This is a genomic window from Streptomyces sp. NPDC093591 (genome assembly GCF_044764885.1).
Lineage (GTDB): Bacteria > Actinomycetota > Actinomycetes > Streptomycetales > Streptomycetaceae > Streptomyces.
Genome location: NZ_JBIWIY010000030.1, coordinates 82,918 through 98,871, shown reverse-complemented (window position 1 = coordinate 98,871; position 15,954 = coordinate 82,918). Strand labels below are relative to the sequence as shown.

Sequence of the window (15,954 nt, the reverse complement as noted above, 5' to 3'; positions counted from 1 at the left end):
GCGTTTGAGGACGAGGCCCGAAGGGCCGACAGCGGGGGTCCGGGGGCGGCAGCCCCCGGGGACGGGACGGGTAGGGGCGGCGGGGGCGAGGAACTCCCCCCGACGTCACCCGTCCCCGAACCGCTCCCCCTCCCCCGCCTTCTCCACCAGCAACCCCGGCGGCGTGAACCGATCCCCGTACCGCTCCGCCAGCTCACGCGCGCGTGCCACGAACCCGGGCAGGCCGCCCTCGTAGCCGTTGATGTACTGCAGCACGCCCCCCGTCCAACCGGGGAAGCCGATGCCGAAGATGGAGCCGATGTTGGCGTCGGCGACCGACGTCAGGACGCCCTCCTCCAGGAGCCTGACCGTGTCGAGCGCCTCGGAGAACAGCATGCGTTCCTGCATGTCGCGGAAGGGGATCTGCGCGCCCTCGCGCGTGAAGTGCTCACGCAGGCCCGGCCACAGGGCCGTCCGCTTGCCGTCGGCGTCGTAGTCGTAGAAGCCGGCGCCTCCGCTGCGCCCCGGGCGGTCGAACTCGTCGACCATGCGGTCGATGACGGCCTCGGCGGGGTGGGACGTCCAGGTGCCGCCCGCCTCCTCCACGGCCCGCTTGGACTCGTTACGGATCTTGCGCGGCAGCGTGAGGGTCAGTTCGTCCATCAGCGAGAGGACCTTGGCGGGGTAGCCCGCCTGGGCCGCCGCCTGCTCGACCGACGCGGGCTCGATGCCCTCGCCGACCATCGCCACGCCCTCGTTGATGAAGTGGCCGATGACGCGGGAGGTGAAGAAGCCGCGGGAGTCGTTGACGACGATGGGCGTCTTGTTGATCTGGCGGACCAGGTCGAAGGCGCGAGCCAGCGCCTCCTCCCCCGTGCGCTCGCCCTTGATGATCTCGACGAGCGGCATCTTGTCGACGGGCGAGAAGAAGTGCAGGCCGATGAAGTCGGCCTGGCGGTCGACGCCCTCGGCCAGCACGGTGATCGGCAGCGTGGAGGTGTTGGAGCACAGCAGCGCGTCCGGCGCGACGATGTTCTGGATCTCCTGGAACACCTTGTGCTTGAGCTCGGGGTTCTCGAAGACCGCCTCGATGACCGCGTCGCAGCCGGCCACGCCCTGCGGGTCGGCCGTCGGCGTGATGCGCGCCAGCAGCGCGTCGGCCTTCTCCTGCGTCGTACGGCCCCTGGAGACCGCCTTCGCGCACAGCTTCTCCGAGTAACCCTTGCCCTTGACCGCGGCTTCCAGGGACACGTCCTTCAGGACGACCTCGATGCCGGCGCGGGCGCACGAGTAGGCGATGCCCGCGCCCATCATCCCCGCGCCCAGGACGGCCACCTTGCGGACCCTCCGCGCCTCGATGCCCTTGGGACGGTTGGCGCCGGAGTTGACGGCCTGGAGGTCGAAGAAGAACGCCTGGATCATGTTCTTGGAGGTCTGGCCCGCCGCCAGCTCCACGAAGTAGCGCGCCTCGATGACCTGTGCCGTCTCGAAGTCGACCTGCGAGCCCTCGACGGCGGCCGCGAGGATGTTGCGCGGGGCCGGGTAGGGAGCGCCGTTCGTCTGCTTGCGCAGGTTGGCCGGGAAGGCGGGCAGGTTCGCCGCGAACTTGGGGTTGGCGGGTGTGCCGCCGGGGATCCGGTAGCCCGGCTTGTCCCAGGGCTGCTGCGATTCGGGGTTGGCCTCGATGAAGGCGCGGGCCTTGGAGAGCAGTTCCTCCTGGGTGGCGGCCACGTCGTCGACCAGGCCGTTCTGCAGGGCGCGCCGCGGGTTGTACTGGGTGCCCTGGAGGAGGACCTTCAGCAGTGCGTCGGCGATGCCGAGGAGGCGGACGGTGCGCACGACGCCGCCCCCGCCCGGCAGCAGGCCGAGGGTGACCTCGGGGCAGCCGATCTTGGAGCCGGGCGCGTCGAGGGCGATGCGGTGGTGGCACGCGAGGGCGATCTCGTAGCCGCCGCCCAGGGCCGCGCCGTTCATCGCGGCGACGACCGGCTTGCCCAGGGTCTCGATGCGGCGCAGGTTCCGCTTGATCTCCATGCCGCCGTCGAACAGTTGCTGTGCGGTCTCGGGGGTGACCCGGATCAGGTCGCGCAGGTCGCCGCCGGCGAAGAAGGTCTTCTTGGCGGAGGTGATGATGACGCCGCGGATGGTGTCCTTCTCGGCCTCCAGGCGGTCGACGGTCACCGCGAGGGAGTCGCGGAACGCCTGGTTCATGGTGTTCGCGGACTGGTTGGGGTCGTCGAGGACGAGGGTGACGACGCCGGCGCGGTCCTGTTCCCAGCGGATGGTGGTGCTCTGTGTCATGACGGGGTCTCCGTTGAAGTCTGTTGGTGTACCGCTGATTGCGCCGGGGATCAGATGCGCTCGACGATCGTGGCGATGCCCATGCCGCCGCCGACGCAGAGGGTCGCCAGGCCGTACCGCTTGTCCTGGCGCTCCAGTTCGTCGACGAGCGAGCCGAGGATCATCGCGCCCGTGGCGCCGAGCGGGTGGCCCAGCGCGATCGCGCCGCCGTTGACGTTGACCTTGTCCAGCGGGAGACCCATGTCCTTCACGAAGCGCAGGACGACCGCCGCGAAGGCCTCGTTGATCTCGACGAGGTCGATGTCGTCGATGGTCAGTCCGGCCTTGGCGAGTGCCTTGCGGGTGGCGGGCGCGGGGCCGGTGAGCATGATGGTGGGCTCGGAGCCGGAGACGGCGGCGGCGACGATCCGCGCGCGGGGCGTGAGTCCGTAGCGCTCACCGACCTCCTTGGTGCCGATGGCGACCAGCGAGGCGCCGTCGACGATGCCGGAGGAGTTGCCCGCGTGGTGGACGTGGTCGATCTTCTCGACCCAGTGGTACTTCTGCAGCGCCACGGCGTCGAAGCCGCCGAGGTCACCGATGTCGGCGAAGGACGGCTTCAGCTTGGCGAGGGAGTCGGCGGTGGTGCCCGGGCGCAAGTGCTCGTCGTGGTCGAGGACGACGAGGCCGCTGCGGTCCTTGACCGGGACGACGGAGCGGTCGAAGCGGCCCTCCTTCCAGGCCGTCGCCGCCCGCTCCTGGGACAGGGCCGCGTACTCGTCGACGTCACGGCGCGTGAAGCCCTCGATGGTGGCGATCAGGTCGGCGCCGATGCCCTGCGGTACGAAGTTGACGGCGAGGTTGGTCATCGGGTCGTTGAACCAGGCACCGCCGTCCGAGGCCATCGGCACCCGGGACATGGACTCCACGCCGCCCGCCAGGACGAGGTCCTCGAAGCCCGAACGGACCTTGGCGGCGGCCATGTTCACGGCCTCCAGACCCGACGCGCAGAAGCGGTTCTCCTGCACACCCGCGACGGTGTCGGGCAGTCCGGCGGCGATCGCGGCGATGCGGGCGATGTCGGAGCCCTGGTCGCCGACCGGGCCGACGACGCCGAGCACGATGTCGTCGATGGCGGCCGGGTCGAGATTGGGGAAGCGGTCACGGAGCTCGTGGATGAGGCCGACGACCAGGTCGATGGGCTTGGTGCCGTGCAGGGCGCCGTTCGCCTTGCCGCGGCCGCGCGGGGTGCGGATCGCGTCGTACACGTACGCTTCGGTGCTCACTGGTAAGCCTTTCGGGGGTGAGGGTCAGCCAAGCGATGGAGCCTCGAGGAGGCCTGGGAGCCTTGGTCGGGCATGGGAGCCTCAGCCGAGCAGGGAACGGCCGATGATCTCCTTCATGATCTCGGTCGTCCCGCCGTAGATGGTCTGGATGCGGCCGTCGGTGAAGGCCCGGGCGACGGGGAATTCGCTCATATAGCCGTAGCCGCCGTGCAGTTGGAGGCAGCGGTCGGCGACCCGCTTCTGCAGCTCGGTCGCCCACCACTTGGCCATGGAGGCGTGCACGGCGTCGAGCGTGCCGCTGTCGTGGTCCTCGATGCAGCGGTCGAGGAACGCGCGCGTGACGGCGCACTCGGTGGCCATCTCGGCTATCTCGAACCGGACGTGCTGCTTGGTGGCGAGCGGCCGGCCGAAGGCCTCGCGCCCCTTGACGTACTCGGTGGTGATCTCCAGCAGGTGCTCGGCGGCGGCGATCGCGGAGACCGCGATGCTCAGGCGCTCCTGGGCGAGGTTCGTCATCAGGTGGACGAAGGCGCCGTTGAGCTCGCCGAGGAGGTTCGCCTTGGGCACGCGGACGTCGTGGAAGAACAGCTCGGCCGTGTCCTGCGCCTTCTGGCCGATCTTGTCGAGGTTGCGGCCGCGCTCGAAGCCGTCCATGCCGCGCTCGACGACGAGCAGCGACAGTCCGCGCGCGCCGCCCTCGGGCGTCGTCTTCGCGACGACGATGACCAGGTCGGCGAGGATGCCGTTGGAGATGAACGTCTTGGACCCGTTCAGCACCCAGTGGTCGCCGCGGTCCTCGGCGTGGGTGCGGATGCCCTGGAGGTCGGAGCCGGCGCCGGGCTCGGTCATGGCGATAGCCGTGATCAGCGAGCCGTCGCAGAAGCCGGGCAGCCAGCGCCGCTTCTGCTCCTCGGTGGCGAGGGAGGTCAGGTACGGGCCGATGATGTCGTTGTGCAGGCCGAGGGCGAGGCCGGGCGCGCCCGCGCGGGTGAATTCCTCGGCGAGGACGGCGCTGTAGCGGAAGTCGGGGGTGCCGCCGCCTCCGTACTCCTCGGGAACGGCGAATCCGAGCAGGCCCTGCTTTCCGGCCACGCGCCAGGCGTCGCGGGAGACGATGCCGTCCTTCTCCCACTGCTCGTAGTGCGGCAGCACCTCTTTGGCCAGGAAGGCACGCACGGTCGCGCGGAACGCGTCGTGCTCGGGAGCGAAGATCTGCCGCTTCATTCGAGGCCCTTCATGTCGGTGTCCTCCCCTTCGAGGCCCTTCATCAGCTCGGGTACGCCCCAGTCGCGCGCCACGTCGGCGGTGTCCGCGCCGGGCTGGGCCGGGCCGGTCCGTACGGCCGTCCGGGTCGCCGAGAAGCGCGGTGCGGGTGCGGGCTGGGTGATGCCGCCGTGGTCGGTGAAGGTGCCGCGGGCGGCGAGGTGCGGGTGGTGCGGGGCCTCGCGCAGGGACAGGACGGGCGCCACGCAGGCGTCGGAGCCCTCGAAGACGGCCGTCCACTCGTCCCTCGTACGGGACTTGAAGCGGGCCGCGACCGCCTCGCGCAGCTCTCCCCAGCGGGCCCAGTCCTTGCGGGCGGAGGCGAAGTCCGTGACGCCGAGCAGCTCCAGGAACTCGTCGTAGAACTGGGGTTCCAGGGCGCCGACCGCCATGTACCTGCCGTCGGCCGTCTCATAGGTGCCGTAGTAGGGGCAGCCGCCGTCGAGGAGGTTGGCGCCGCGCCGGTCCTGCCAGCCGCCGGCGGCGAGCATGCCGTGGATCATCGCGGTGAGATGCGAGGTGCCGTCGACGATGGCGGCGTCGACGACCTGGCCGGTGCCGGTCGCGCGCGCGTGGTGGAGGGCGGCGAGGACGCCGACGACGAGATAGAGGGAGCCGCCCGCGTAGTCGCCGACGAGGTTGGCGGGGACGGCCGGTGGCTCGTCGGGGCTGCCGATCATGCCGAGGGTGCCGGTGAGCGCGATGTACGCGATGTCGTGGCCGGCGCGGTGGGCGAGCGGCCCCTCCTGGCCCCAGCCGGTCATACGGCCGTAGACGAGCGCCGGGTTGCGGGCGTGGCAGGCCTCGGGGCCGACGCCGAGACGCTCGGCGACGCCGGGGCGGTAGCCCTCGATGAGGATGTCGGCGCGGGCGGCGAGCTCGAGCACGCGGGCGGGACCGTCGGGGGACTTCAGGTCGACGATCACGGAGCGCTTGTTGCGGTTGGTGACGTCGTACGCGGTGTCGATGGCGAGTCCCGTGCCGCCGGGCCGGTCGACGCGCACCACGTCGGCGCCGAGGTCGGCGAGGAGCATGGCGGCGAACGGGCCGGGCCCGATTCCGGCCAGCTCGACCACGCGCACGCCGGTGAGCGGGCCCTGTCCTGGCGTCGTTGCCATCCAGCCCCCAGGTATATGACACAACTGCTGTAACACCAGTGATGCTAAGAAGATGCACCGACGGACACAAGAGCAAGCGCTTAGGAAGTTACCCGCCGGAAGCCCGGCCGCGAACCCGCCCCGGCGGAATCAGCGCCCGTCCAGCTCGGCTATCAGCCGCTTCGGCGCGATCGTGCGGTAGCTCTCCTCCACCCAGTCGCACAGCAGCTCCGCGGCCGGGGCGCCCTTCTGCTCCAGCGGGATGCTCACCCAGCCCGCCCTGCCCAGGCCGTACCCGGCGGGCTCGGCGCCCGGGCACGTCAGGGCGTGGGCGTGGGCCGACTCGTCCTTGAGCTTCACCGTGATGCCCAGCGGATAGCTGCCGTCGTCGACGCCCAGGAAGACGAACACCTTCTTGTGGACCTTCGCGACCGTCTCGCCCCACGGGAACTCCTCGGTGGTTCCGGGCAGCCCGAGCGCGAACTCGCGCACTTTCTCCCACTTCTTCAGGGCGTTCCTGGGCACGGCCACCGCATACCTCCCGGCCTCGTCGTCGGGCTCCGCACCCCTCACGCTAGCCTCGGCCACCGACAACGGCGCGTGCTGCGAGACCGAGGGGTGTCATGACCAGGATGAACAGGGCGGATCGTCCGTACGACATCGTGCTCTTCGGGGCCACGGGCTTCGTCGGGATCCTCACCACGGAGTACCTGGCCGCACAGGCCCCAGAGGGGCTGCGCTGGGCGATCGCCGGGCGCAGCAAGGAGAAGCTGGAGCGACTGCGCGAACGGCTGCCAGGGGGTGCGGGGATCGGGTTGTTGGAGGCGGATGTCTCGGATCCGGCGTCGATGCGCCGACTCGCCGAGCACGCGCGCGTGGTGGCCACGACGGTGGGCCCGTACGTGAAGTACGGCGAGGATCTCGTCGCGGCCTGCGCGGAGACCGGGGCCGACTACCTCGACCTCTGCGGTGAGCCGGAGTTCGTGGACCTGACGTACGTCCGGCACGACGCACGCGCGCGTGAGACGGGCGCGCGGCTGGTGCACGCCTGCGGCTTCGACTCGGTCCCGCACGACCTGGGCGCGTACTTCACCGTCCAGCAGCTGCCGGAGGGCGTCCCCCTGGCGGTGGACGGGTTCGTGACGGCCGACGCCACCTTCTCGGGCGGCACGTTCGCGTCGGCGCTCAACCAGTTCTCACGCGGCCGCCAGATGCGGACCGCCGCCCGCGACCGCGCCCGCCACGAGCCGCGGCTGATGGGTCGCCGGGCGCTCGCGCCGACGGGTGCGCCCCGGTTCGCGAAGGAGGTGGGTGCCTGGGCGGTGCCGCTGCCGACGATCGACCCGCAGATCGTCAAGCGGTCCGCGCGGGCCCTGGAGCGCTACGGCCCCGACTTCCGCTACCGCCACTACGCCGCCGTACGGCATCTGCCCATCGCCGTCGGCGGGGTCGCCGCGATGGGCGCGCTCGTCACGGCCGCCCAACTGCCGCCCGCCCGGCGCTGGTTGTCCGACCGGCTGAAGCCCGGCGAGGGGCCGAGCGCCGAGAAGCGCGCGAAGAGCTGGTTCTCGGTCCGCTTCGTCGGCGAGGGCGGTGGCCGACGGGTCTTCACCGAGGTGGCGGGCGGCGACCCCGGATACGGGGAGACGGCGAAGATGTTCGCCGAGTCGGCCCTGTCCCTCGCCTTCGACGAGCTGCCGACCACGGCCGGCCAGGTCACGACGGCGGTCGCGATGGGGGACGCGCTGATCGAGCGGCTGCGCGGGGCGGGGATCACCTTCCGGGTCGCCGCGACCCGCTGAACGGGCCCTGCGCCGAACCTGTCCCTACTGGGTCCACCCCGCCACGGTGAAGATCATCCCGCCGATCCAGGCGAGCCCCGCCACCACGGCGAGAACCAGCGCGGCCGTCACGGCACGCTCGACGGGGCGGTTCGGGTCGGCAAGGGGCTTGGGGGCGCGGTGCGTCGTCATGCGTCACAGCCTGCCGATCACCGGCGCGCACGACATCCGTACAGGTACTCAGCCGAAGTACTCAGTCGCCCTCGTCGGTCGCCGGCCAGTCCCCCAATGCCTCCGCGATCCGCTCCCGCACGGACGGATCGGGCGTGCAGCGGGCGAGCCGGACGGCGATGGGGCCGATCTGCCAGCCCGCGTGATGGTCGTAGAAGGGCGGGGGCCCCGCCTCGTTGTGGGCGACTTTGCCGACCAGCTCCGCGAGGCGGACCAGTAGCCGCTGCTGCTCCGTCGGGTGCTCCCAGGCGGTGAGCCCTCGCCCTCGGACCAGCCCGAACACCTCGCTGCCCCGGCTCCACCGATCGCGGTCGCCCGCCGTGGCCACGGCGGCGTCGATCTCCGGGGTCCCGCCCAGCTCCTCCGCCGCGGCCGCGAGCACTCGCCCCGCCCAGGCCACCGGCAGGGGCTGGCGCTCGAAGAGGGACCGCCCCCATGTCCGGGTCGGGTCCGCGGCCGCCCGGGCGGCGAGTTCCGGCCTCGGACCAGCCGCCTCCTTCAGTGCCCGTCGGCACAGCGAGTCCGCGCGACGTGTCGTCTCCGGAAGGCGGTACTCGGGGGTCAGGGCGAGCGTATGGGCGCAGGCGTTGTCGAGGCTCACGCGGTGGCCGACCGAGACGAAGACCGGTTTGACGGCGTCCCGGGTGCGCAGGGCGCGGCCGACCTCCTGGTCGCCCGCCATGAGCGGCGCGGACGCTCCGCGTTCGGGGGCGGGGTCGTCGTGGGTGAAGGTGAAGGGGTTCTTGGCCACGCCGATCGTCGGCAGGCCGGTGAGGACGCCGAGGTGGCTGGCGAGGCCGAAGCGGCGGGGGTGGGCGAGGCCGTAGCCGTCGCAGATGACCGTGCCAGGCTCGCAGGGCAGGGCGTCGAGGGCGGCCAGCACCGTGGGGATCTCGCGGAAGGCGAGCAGGCCGGGGACGTACGGGAAGGAGATCCGGCCGACGGCCGTGGCCTCGGCGACGACGTCGAGGGTCGCCGCGTCCAGCACGACCGCCGCCGCGGCCACCACGTCCCGCTCGTCGTCGTAGGCCACGTCGACCCCGGTCACGTGTCCGGCTCCGGGCGGCGGCCCCGGCTCGTCGAGCAGCACCCGCTCCCGCAGTTCGTCCTGGACGGCGCGGGCCTCTTCCTCGGTCGCGGGCCAGCCCGCCGGAATGCGTACGGTCGTCATGGTGGGGACGAGGGTACGGGGCCCGGGGCGGCCGCGGCGGGCCCGGGGGTACGCTCGTGATCATGTTCGTACTCGAGCTGACCTACACCGCCCCGCTGGATGCCGTCGACGCCGTGCTGGAGGCCCATGTGGCGTGGCTCGACGAGCAGTACGAGAAGGGGACGTTCCTCGCGTCGGGGCGCAAGAACCCCCGCGACGGCGGGGTGATCCTCGCCGTCGCGGAGGACCGGGCGCGGATCGAGGCGATCGCCGCGACGGACCCGTTCGTCGGCGCGGGCGTCTGCGCGTACCGCATCACCGAGTTCGCCGCCACGAAGACGGCCCCGGAGCTCGAGCGCCACCGCGAGACGCCCGGCTGAGCCTCACTTGCCCAGCGCCTGCTTGAGCTGGCCCTTGTTCATGTCCGAACGCCCGTGGATGTTGCGCTTCTTGGCCTCCTCGTACAGCTGGTCGTAGGTGGGCCCCTGGGAGCCCTTGCCCGACCGCTGGCCGCCCCGCTTGCCCGAGGACATGTCCTGGGTGGACGTACGGCTGGCGGTCTTGGACTCGCCGGACCGTGCGCGCTCCTTGTTCACCGTTCGCGCCGCGATCTCCTTGGCGCGCGAGGTGCTCTCGCCCCGGTCCTGGGCGCTCTTCTTGATGTGCTCGTACTGGCGTTCCCGCTTCGAGCTCGAACCGGCTGGCATATGAGTCACTCCTCTCGCAGTCGGCGACCGAGTACCCACATTCCGGCGTCAGCTCTCCAGTCGTGCGACCCGGCCCTTCTCCCCCGCCGCCCAGCAGCCGAGGTCCGGCGTGCAGTCCACGGTGTCGTAGGAGCCGGTGTCGACGGTCCGCCAGGTGCGGCCGCCGTCCGTCGTCAGGTCGGTGCCGGTGGGCCCGACGGCCAGGGCTGCGGTGCGGCTGTGCGGGAGCCAGGCGACGCCGGAGCGGTAGGCGTTCACCGGCGTCCCCGCGGGCTGCCAGGTGGCGCCCCCGTCGCCGGTACGGGCGGCGGCTTGCGGGGAGGCCTGGTCGGGGCGGTAGTCGCCGCCGACCGCGAGGCCGTGCGTACGGTCGCGGAAGGCCAGGGCGAAGACGCCGCGGGCGGGGTCGCCGGCCGGGACCGGTGTGTCGGCGGCCGTCCAGGTCAGTCCGCGGTCGGTGGAGTGCAGCACGCGCGCGCGTGCGGCCCCGCCGGTGGCCAGCCAGACGTCCTTGCGTCCGGAGGTGACCAGGCACTGACCGCTCGCCGCGAAGCCGGCCTCGCCCTCCAGCGCGGCGGGCATCCCGTCGCCGGGCAGCACCTTCCAGGAGCGGCCGCCGTCACTGGTCGACAGGATGCGGAACCTGCCGTCCACCGGGTCGCTCATCGCCAGGCCGTGGCGGTGGTCGAAGAAGGCCATGCAGTCGTAGAAGGCCCGCGCGTCGGTGTTGCGGAAGGACTCGGTCCAGGTCGCACCGCCGTCGTCCGTGCGGTACACACGGGACGCCTCGCCCTCTCCGATGGCCAGCACCACGGCACGTCGTGCGTCGAACGCCTCGACATCCCGGAACTGGAGCTCGCCGGCCCCGGGCGGCGAGACGTTCCGCCAGGTCGCGCCGCCGTCGGTGGTGCGCAGAACGGTGCCCTGGGTTCCGGCCAGCCAGGCGGTGTTCCGGCTGACCGCGGACAGCCCGCGGAAGCGCACCTCGGGCGTGCCACTGTCCTTCGGTTCCCAGTGCGGCGCACTGCGCTCCGGCTGGTCCGCCCGCGCGGGTACGGCGGTCAGCGCGGCCAGCGCCGCCCCGCACACCACCCCCGCGGCCACTGTCCGAAACGTACGCCCCGACCGTCGCGTGCTCCCCGAACGCCTCATGGCGGGCGAAGCTAGCCGACCACCCCGGCATCGTCCAGATGGCCCCGGGGACCACATGTGACTTTCCCGGCACCTGGGACGAACGAGCCACTCCCATGCATGACGGCGGTGACAGAGGTCACTCGAATCCACGGTGCACGGATTGGCTGATTCCGTCGTCTCTACCAGTGCCCGGTCTCGTCCGCCCGGAAGTTCGTCCAGCTGTCACAAGGGAGCATGGCGTTGTCCACCGTAATCGAGCAGCCCGTTGAGGCCCGTCTCGTCGCCGCCGCGCCGCGGATGCCGAGCATTCCCGCGACCCTGCACTACGACCGGCGCGACCCGTTCGCCGTCCGCATGACCTTCCCGGCCCCGGCCACCCTGGAGGGCGTGGAGGTCTGCTGGACCTTCAGCCGCGAGTTGCTCCTGGCCGGGCTGGAAGGGCCGGAGGGCCACGGGGACGTGCGGGTGCGGCCGTACGGGTTCGACCGTACGGTCCTGGAGTTCCACGCGCCCGAGGGCACGGCCGTCGTGCACATCCGTACGGGCGAGGTGCAGCGTTTTCTGCAGTCGACCAGCGAGTTGGTGCCGCTCGGGCTGGAGCATCTGCAGCTCGACCTGGACCGTGATCTGGCGGAACTCATGCGGGACGCCTGCTGAGGCGGGTTTCTCGCCCCGCCGCCCCTACCCGTCCCATCCTGAAGGGGCTCCGCCCCTGCGACCCCGCCAGGGGGCTTCGCCCCCTGGACCCCCGATCGGCCTGGACGGCCTCGTCCTCAAACGCCGGACGGGCTGAAGGCTTTAATTCCGTTGACAGGCCATCGCCCTCCTCCTACCGTCTACAACGGTCCTGTTGCCGTCGATTGGAGAAGGACGTTGCTCGTCTGAGGTCCTGAGACACCGCGCCACACCTGAGGTGTGTTTGCGCTGCGTGCGACCTCGGCGTTCGAGCCGTCCTCCGGAGCAGGGCTTTTCTCATCGCCCCGAATTCCCTGAGGCCTCCCCCGTCGGTCGCCGGTGTCTCGATACGCGTTTGCCCTTGATCGCTTCGAGCATCCGCGGAGGCCCGTATGTCTACTTCCATCACCTGTACGTCCCTCTCCTTCACCTGGCCCGACGGCACCCCCGTCTTCGAGGGCCTCGACGTCGCGTTCGGTCCCGGCAGGACCGGGCTCGTCGGCGTCAACGGGTCCGGGAAATCAACCCTGTTGAAGCTCATCGCCGGTGAACTCACCCCGGTCGACGGCGCCGTACGCGTCGCGCGCGAGGTCGGCTACCTCCCGCAGAACGTCACCCTCGACACCGCCCTGAAGGTCGACGAGGCCCTCGGCATCGCGGACCGGCGAGCCGCACTGCACGCCATCGAGGCGGGCGACGTGGCCGAGGAGCACTTCGAGACCGTCGGCGACGACTGGGACGTGGAGGAGCGTGCCCTAGCCACGCTCGGCGAACTCGGGCTCGGGCACGTCGAGTTGGACCGTACGATCGGCGAGGTGTCGGGCGGTGAGTCAGTGCTGCTGCGGCTGGCCGCGCTCCTGCTGCGCCGCCCGGACGTCCTGTTGCTCGACGAGCCCACCAACAACCTCGACCTGTACGCACGCAGGCGGCTGTACGCGGCCGTCGCCGCCTGGCCGGGGGTGATGGTGGTGGTCAGCCACGACCGCGAACTCCTGGACCTCGTCGACCAGATCGCCGATCTGCGCTCCGGGGAGGTCACCTGGTACGGCGGCAACTACTCGGCGTACGAGGAGGCCCTCGCCACCGAGCAGGAGGCGGCCGAGCGCATGGTGCGGGTCGCCGAGGCCGACCTGAAGAAGCAGAAACGCGAACTGGTCGACGCGCAGGTCAAGTTGGCCCGGCGTAAGCGATACGCCCAGAAGATGTACGACACCAAGCACGAGCCCCGGGCCGTCATGAAGCTGAAGAGCCGCACGGCCCAGGTCTCCGCCGGCAAGCACCGCATCATGCACGAGGAGAAGCTCGCCGAGGCCAAGGAGCGGCTCGACGAGGCGGTGGAGGCCGTACGGGACGACGACGAGATCCGTGTCGACCTGCCGTACACGGCCGTGCCGCCCGGGCGGACCGTCCTCACGCTCATGGACCTGGAGTTGGCGTACGGGGCGCGCGTGACCGGCGGCTTCGATCTGCGCGGCCCTGAGCGGATCGCGCTGATCGGACGCAACGGCGCGGGCAAGACGACGCTGCTGCGGACGATCGCCGGGGAGCTGGAGCCGGTGTCGGGTGAGGCGACGGCGCATGTCCCGCTCCGCTTCCTGCCGCAGCGGCTCGACGTGCTCGACGGCGAGTTGTCGGTCGCCGAGAACGTGGCCCGGTTCGCCCCGGGTGCCACCAACAACAGGGTCCGGGCACGGCTGGCCCGCTTCCTGTTCCGGGGCGCCCGCGCCGACCAGAAGGCGGCGACGCTGTCCGGCGGCGAACGCTTCCGGGCGGCCCTGGCCGCGCTGATGCTGGCCGAGCCCGCGCCACAGCTGCTGATGCTGGACGAGCCGACGAACAACCTGGACATGGCGAGCGTACGGCAGCTCACCACGGCCCTGGAGTCGTACGAGGGGGCGCTGATCGTGGCCAGTCACGACCTGCCGTTCCTGGAGTCGATCGGCATCACGCGCTGGCTGATGGTGGAGGAGGGAGAACTGAAGGAAATCACGCCAGAAGCTGTCGGGTATCCCGCCTAGCTTCGGCTTCATGGCCGATTTCACACCCGAATTCACACCCGGATTCATCACCGTCACCGGAGCCCGGGGGAACAACCTCAAGGACGTCTCCCTCCGGATCCCGAAAGGCCGGCTGACCGTGTTCACCGGCCTTTCGGGCTCGGGGAAGTCCTCGATCGTCTTCGACACGATCGCGGTGGAGTCGCAGCGCCAGCTGAACGAGACCTTCACGTGGTTCGTACGCAACCGGCTGCCCAAGTACGAGCGGCCGCACGCGGAGGCGCTGGAGGACCTGTCCCCCGCGATCGTCGTCGACCAGCGGCCGATCGGGGGCCACTCCCGGTCCACGGTCGGCACGATGACCGACATCTACTCGGTGATCCGTGTGCTGTTCTCCCGGCACGGCACCCCGAGCGCCGGACCGGCGACCGCCTACTCCTTCAACGACCCCTCCGGTATGTGCCCCGAGTGCGACGGCCTGGGCCGGACGGTGGGGCCGGACTGGGACCGCATCCTCGACCCGGACCGGTCGCTGGCCGGCGGAGCGGTCCGCTTCCCACCGTTCGCCGCGGGTACCTGGCAGGGGCAGGCGTACACGAACAGCGCCGACCTCGACCCGCACAAGCCCGTCGGGCGTTTCACCGCCGCCGAGCGGAAGTTCCTGATGCGCGGCCGCCCCGGCAGCAAGGTCACCGTCAACGGCGCGGGCGGCACCTGGACCACCGACTACGAGGGCCTCGCCACCCGCTTCGAGCGGCTGTACCTGAAGCGGGACCTGTCGGCCATGAGCCAGAAGACCCGTGACCTGGTGCGGGAGTTCCTGGTGGAGGGCACCTGTCCGGTGTGTGACGGGGCCCGGCTGAACGCGGCGGCGCTCGCCACCCGCGTCCACGGCCGGAACATCGCCGACTGCACGCGTATGCAGGTCACGGATCTGATCGCCGTACTGAAGGACATCGACGACCCGGTGGCCGGACCGATCGCCGGGGCCGCCGTCACCGCCCTCGAACGCATCGACGCCATCGGCCTCGGCTACCTCAGCCTCGACCGCGAGACGTCCACGCTCTCCGGCGGCGAGGGACAGCGGCTGAAGACGGTCCGCCACCTGGGCTCCAGCCTGACCGGCATGACGTACATCTTCGACGAGCCCAGCGTCGGACTGCACCCGCGCGATGTCGGCCGCCTCGGCGATCTGCTGCTGCGGCTGCGCGACAAGGGAAACACCGTGCTCGTGGTCGAGCACGACCCGGACGTCATCGCGCTCGCCGATCACGTCGTCGACATGGGGCCGGGCGCCGGCGCGGGCGGCGGACGGGTCGTGTTCGAGGGGACGCCGGGCGGGCTCGCGGAGTCCGGCACGGTGACCGGGCGGTGTCTGGGGCGCCGGACGGAACTGAAGGAGAACGTCCGCACGGCGAGCGGTGGGCTCTGGGTGAAGGGAGCCGACCGGCACAATCTGCGGGACGTGACGGTGGAGTTCCCCACCGGGGTGCTCACCGTCGTCACCGGGGTCGCCGGGTCCGGGAAGAGCACGCTGGTCGCGGAGTTCACGGCCACGCACGCCGACGCCGTGGTCGTGGACCAGTCGGCGATCGGGATCTCGGCGCGGTCGACTCCGGCGACTTACCTGGGAATCATGGACACGGTACGGAAGATCTATGCGCGCGAGACGGGCGCCGAGCCCGGGTTCTTCAGCTTCAACTCGTCCGGGGCGTGCGGCACTTGCCAGGGCCGCGGGATCATCTACACCGACCTGGCCTTCATGGACCCGGTGACGACGACGTGCCACGACTGCGAGGGGCGGCGTTTCAGGGACGAGGTGCTGCGGCTGACCGTCGACGGCAACTCCATCGCCGACGTCCTGGAGATGACGGCCGGTCAGGCCCTGGAGTTCTTCCAGGACGCGGGCGTACGGCGCCGTTTGCGCGCCCTGCGGGACGTGGGGCTGACGTACCTCACGCTCGGCCAGCCTCTCTCCACCCTCTCCGGCGGTGAGCGTCAGCGCATCAAACTGGCGACGCGGCTGCACCGGACCGGAGCGGTGTACGTCCTCGACGAACCGACGACCGGACTGCACATGTCGGACGTGGAGGGGTTGCTCGGACTGCTGGACCGACTCGTCGACGCGGGCAACACCGTCGTGGTCGTCGAGCACAACCTGGACGTGGTGGCGCACGCCGACCGGATCATCGACCTGGGGCCGGACGGAGGGCGGGACGGCGGCCGGGTGATCTTCGAAGGAACCCCACGACAGCTCCTCGACGCCCCCGACTCCTTCACCGCCGAGCATCTCAGGAGGGCCACAGCCTGCCCCGGAGGGTTTTGTACGGGCGGGTAACACCTGCATGATGGCGGGTCGGTGCCCCTGCATCAT

At 71.1% G+C, this 15,954-nt stretch carries 13 protein-coding genes and 1 pseudogene; 5 read left to right on the top strand and 9 right to left on the bottom strand.

The window, feature by feature from the left end; genetic code table 11:
- Positions 1–105: 105 nt before the first annotated feature.
- The 5 genes from ACIREI_RS43600 to ACIREI_RS43580 all read right to left on the bottom strand — a co-directional run bounded on the left by ACIREI_RS43600 (position 106) and on the right by ACIREI_RS43580 (position 6,436).
- Positions 106–2,280 (bottom strand): 3-hydroxyacyl-CoA dehydrogenase NAD-binding domain-containing protein, encoded by a 2,175-nt coding sequence (locus ACIREI_RS43600; protein WP_403345634.1) that lies wholly within the window; start codon positions 2,278–2,280, stop codon positions 106–108.
- A 50-nt stretch (positions 2,281–2,330) separates the two neighbouring features.
- The gene (locus ACIREI_RS43595; protein WP_403345632.1) at positions 2,331–3,545 is read right to left on the bottom strand and encodes an acetyl-CoA C-acetyltransferase; all 1,215 of its coding nucleotides are present in this window, start codon (positions 3,543–3,545) and stop codon (positions 2,331–2,333) included.
- 81 nt (positions 3,546–3,626) lie between these two features.
- Complete coding sequence (locus ACIREI_RS43590) at positions 3,627–4,769, bottom strand: acyl-CoA dehydrogenase family protein (RefSeq protein WP_403345631.1); 1,143 nt, start codon at positions 4,767–4,769, stop codon at positions 3,627–3,629.
- Complete coding sequence (locus ACIREI_RS43585; RefSeq protein WP_403345630.1) at positions 4,766–5,926, bottom strand: CaiB/BaiF CoA transferase family protein; 1,161 nt, start codon at positions 5,924–5,926, stop codon at positions 4,766–4,768. Before ACIREI_RS43585 ends, ACIREI_RS43590 begins: the two co-directional genes overlap by 4 nt.
- 129 nt (positions 5,927–6,055) lie before the next feature.
- On the bottom strand, positions 6,056–6,436 hold the full coding sequence (locus ACIREI_RS43580) for an MmcQ/YjbR family DNA-binding protein (protein ID WP_403345628.1): 381 nt from the start codon (positions 6,434–6,436) through the stop codon (positions 6,056–6,058).
- 92 nt (positions 6,437–6,528) lie between these two features.
- Between ACIREI_RS43580 and ACIREI_RS43575 the strand changes: the two genes are divergently transcribed.
- Positions 6,529–7,707, top strand: coding sequence for a saccharopine dehydrogenase family protein (locus ACIREI_RS43575; protein WP_403345626.1), 1,179 nt, complete (start codon positions 6,529–6,531; stop codon positions 7,705–7,707).
- A gap of 24 nt (positions 7,708–7,731) precedes the next feature.
- On the opposite strand, the gene mmpA is transcribed toward ACIREI_RS43575, so the two are convergent.
- On the bottom strand, positions 7,732–7,878 hold the full coding sequence (gene mmpA / locus ACIREI_RS43570) for a morphogenic membrane protein MmpA (RefSeq protein WP_403345625.1): 147 nt from the start codon (positions 7,876–7,878) through the stop codon (positions 7,732–7,734).
- Positions 7,879–8,407: 529 nt separating this feature from the next.
- Positions 8,408–9,088: pseudogene (locus ACIREI_RS43565) on the bottom strand (endonuclease V); the annotation flags it as partial.
- 62 nt (positions 9,089–9,150) lie between these two features.
- Between ACIREI_RS43565 and ACIREI_RS43560 the strand changes: the two are divergent.
- Positions 9,151–9,447, top strand: a complete 297-nt coding sequence (locus ACIREI_RS43560; protein WP_403345624.1) for a YciI family protein — start codon at positions 9,151–9,153, stop codon at positions 9,445–9,447.
- A gap of 3 nt (positions 9,448–9,450) precedes the next feature.
- On the opposite strand, the gene ACIREI_RS43555 is transcribed toward ACIREI_RS43560, so the two are convergent.
- Both ACIREI_RS43555 and ACIREI_RS43550 read right to left on the bottom strand, forming a co-directional pair.
- Positions 9,451–9,774, bottom strand: coding sequence for a plasmid stabilization protein (locus tag ACIREI_RS43555; protein ID WP_403345622.1), 324 nt, complete (start codon positions 9,772–9,774; stop codon positions 9,451–9,453).
- A 48-nt stretch (positions 9,775–9,822) separates the two neighbouring features.
- Positions 9,823–10,926 (bottom strand): WD40/YVTN/BNR-like repeat-containing protein, encoded by a 1,104-nt coding sequence (locus tag ACIREI_RS43550; RefSeq protein ID WP_403345620.1) that lies wholly within the window; start codon positions 10,924–10,926, stop codon positions 9,823–9,825.
- Between the two features lie 222 nt (positions 10,927–11,148).
- Between ACIREI_RS43550 and ACIREI_RS43545 the strand changes: the two genes are divergently transcribed.
- From ACIREI_RS43545 to ACIREI_RS43535, 3 genes are all read left to right on the top strand, one after another.
- Positions 11,149–11,565 (top strand): SsgA family sporulation/cell division regulator, encoded by a 417-nt coding sequence (locus tag ACIREI_RS43545; protein WP_403345618.1) that lies wholly within the window; start codon positions 11,149–11,151, stop codon positions 11,563–11,565.
- Between the two features lie 410 nt (positions 11,566–11,975).
- Positions 11,976–13,601, top strand: a complete 1,626-nt coding sequence (locus tag ACIREI_RS43540) for an ABC-F family ATP-binding cassette domain-containing protein (RefSeq protein ID WP_403345616.1) — start codon at positions 11,976–11,978, stop codon at positions 13,599–13,601.
- Between the two features lie 10 nt (positions 13,602–13,611).
- Positions 13,612–15,918: an ATP-binding cassette domain-containing protein gene (locus tag ACIREI_RS43535; RefSeq protein ID WP_403345615.1), complete on the top strand. Its 2,307-nt coding sequence runs from the start codon at positions 13,612–13,614 to the stop codon at positions 15,916–15,918.
- Positions 15,919–15,954: the final 36 nt, after the last annotated feature.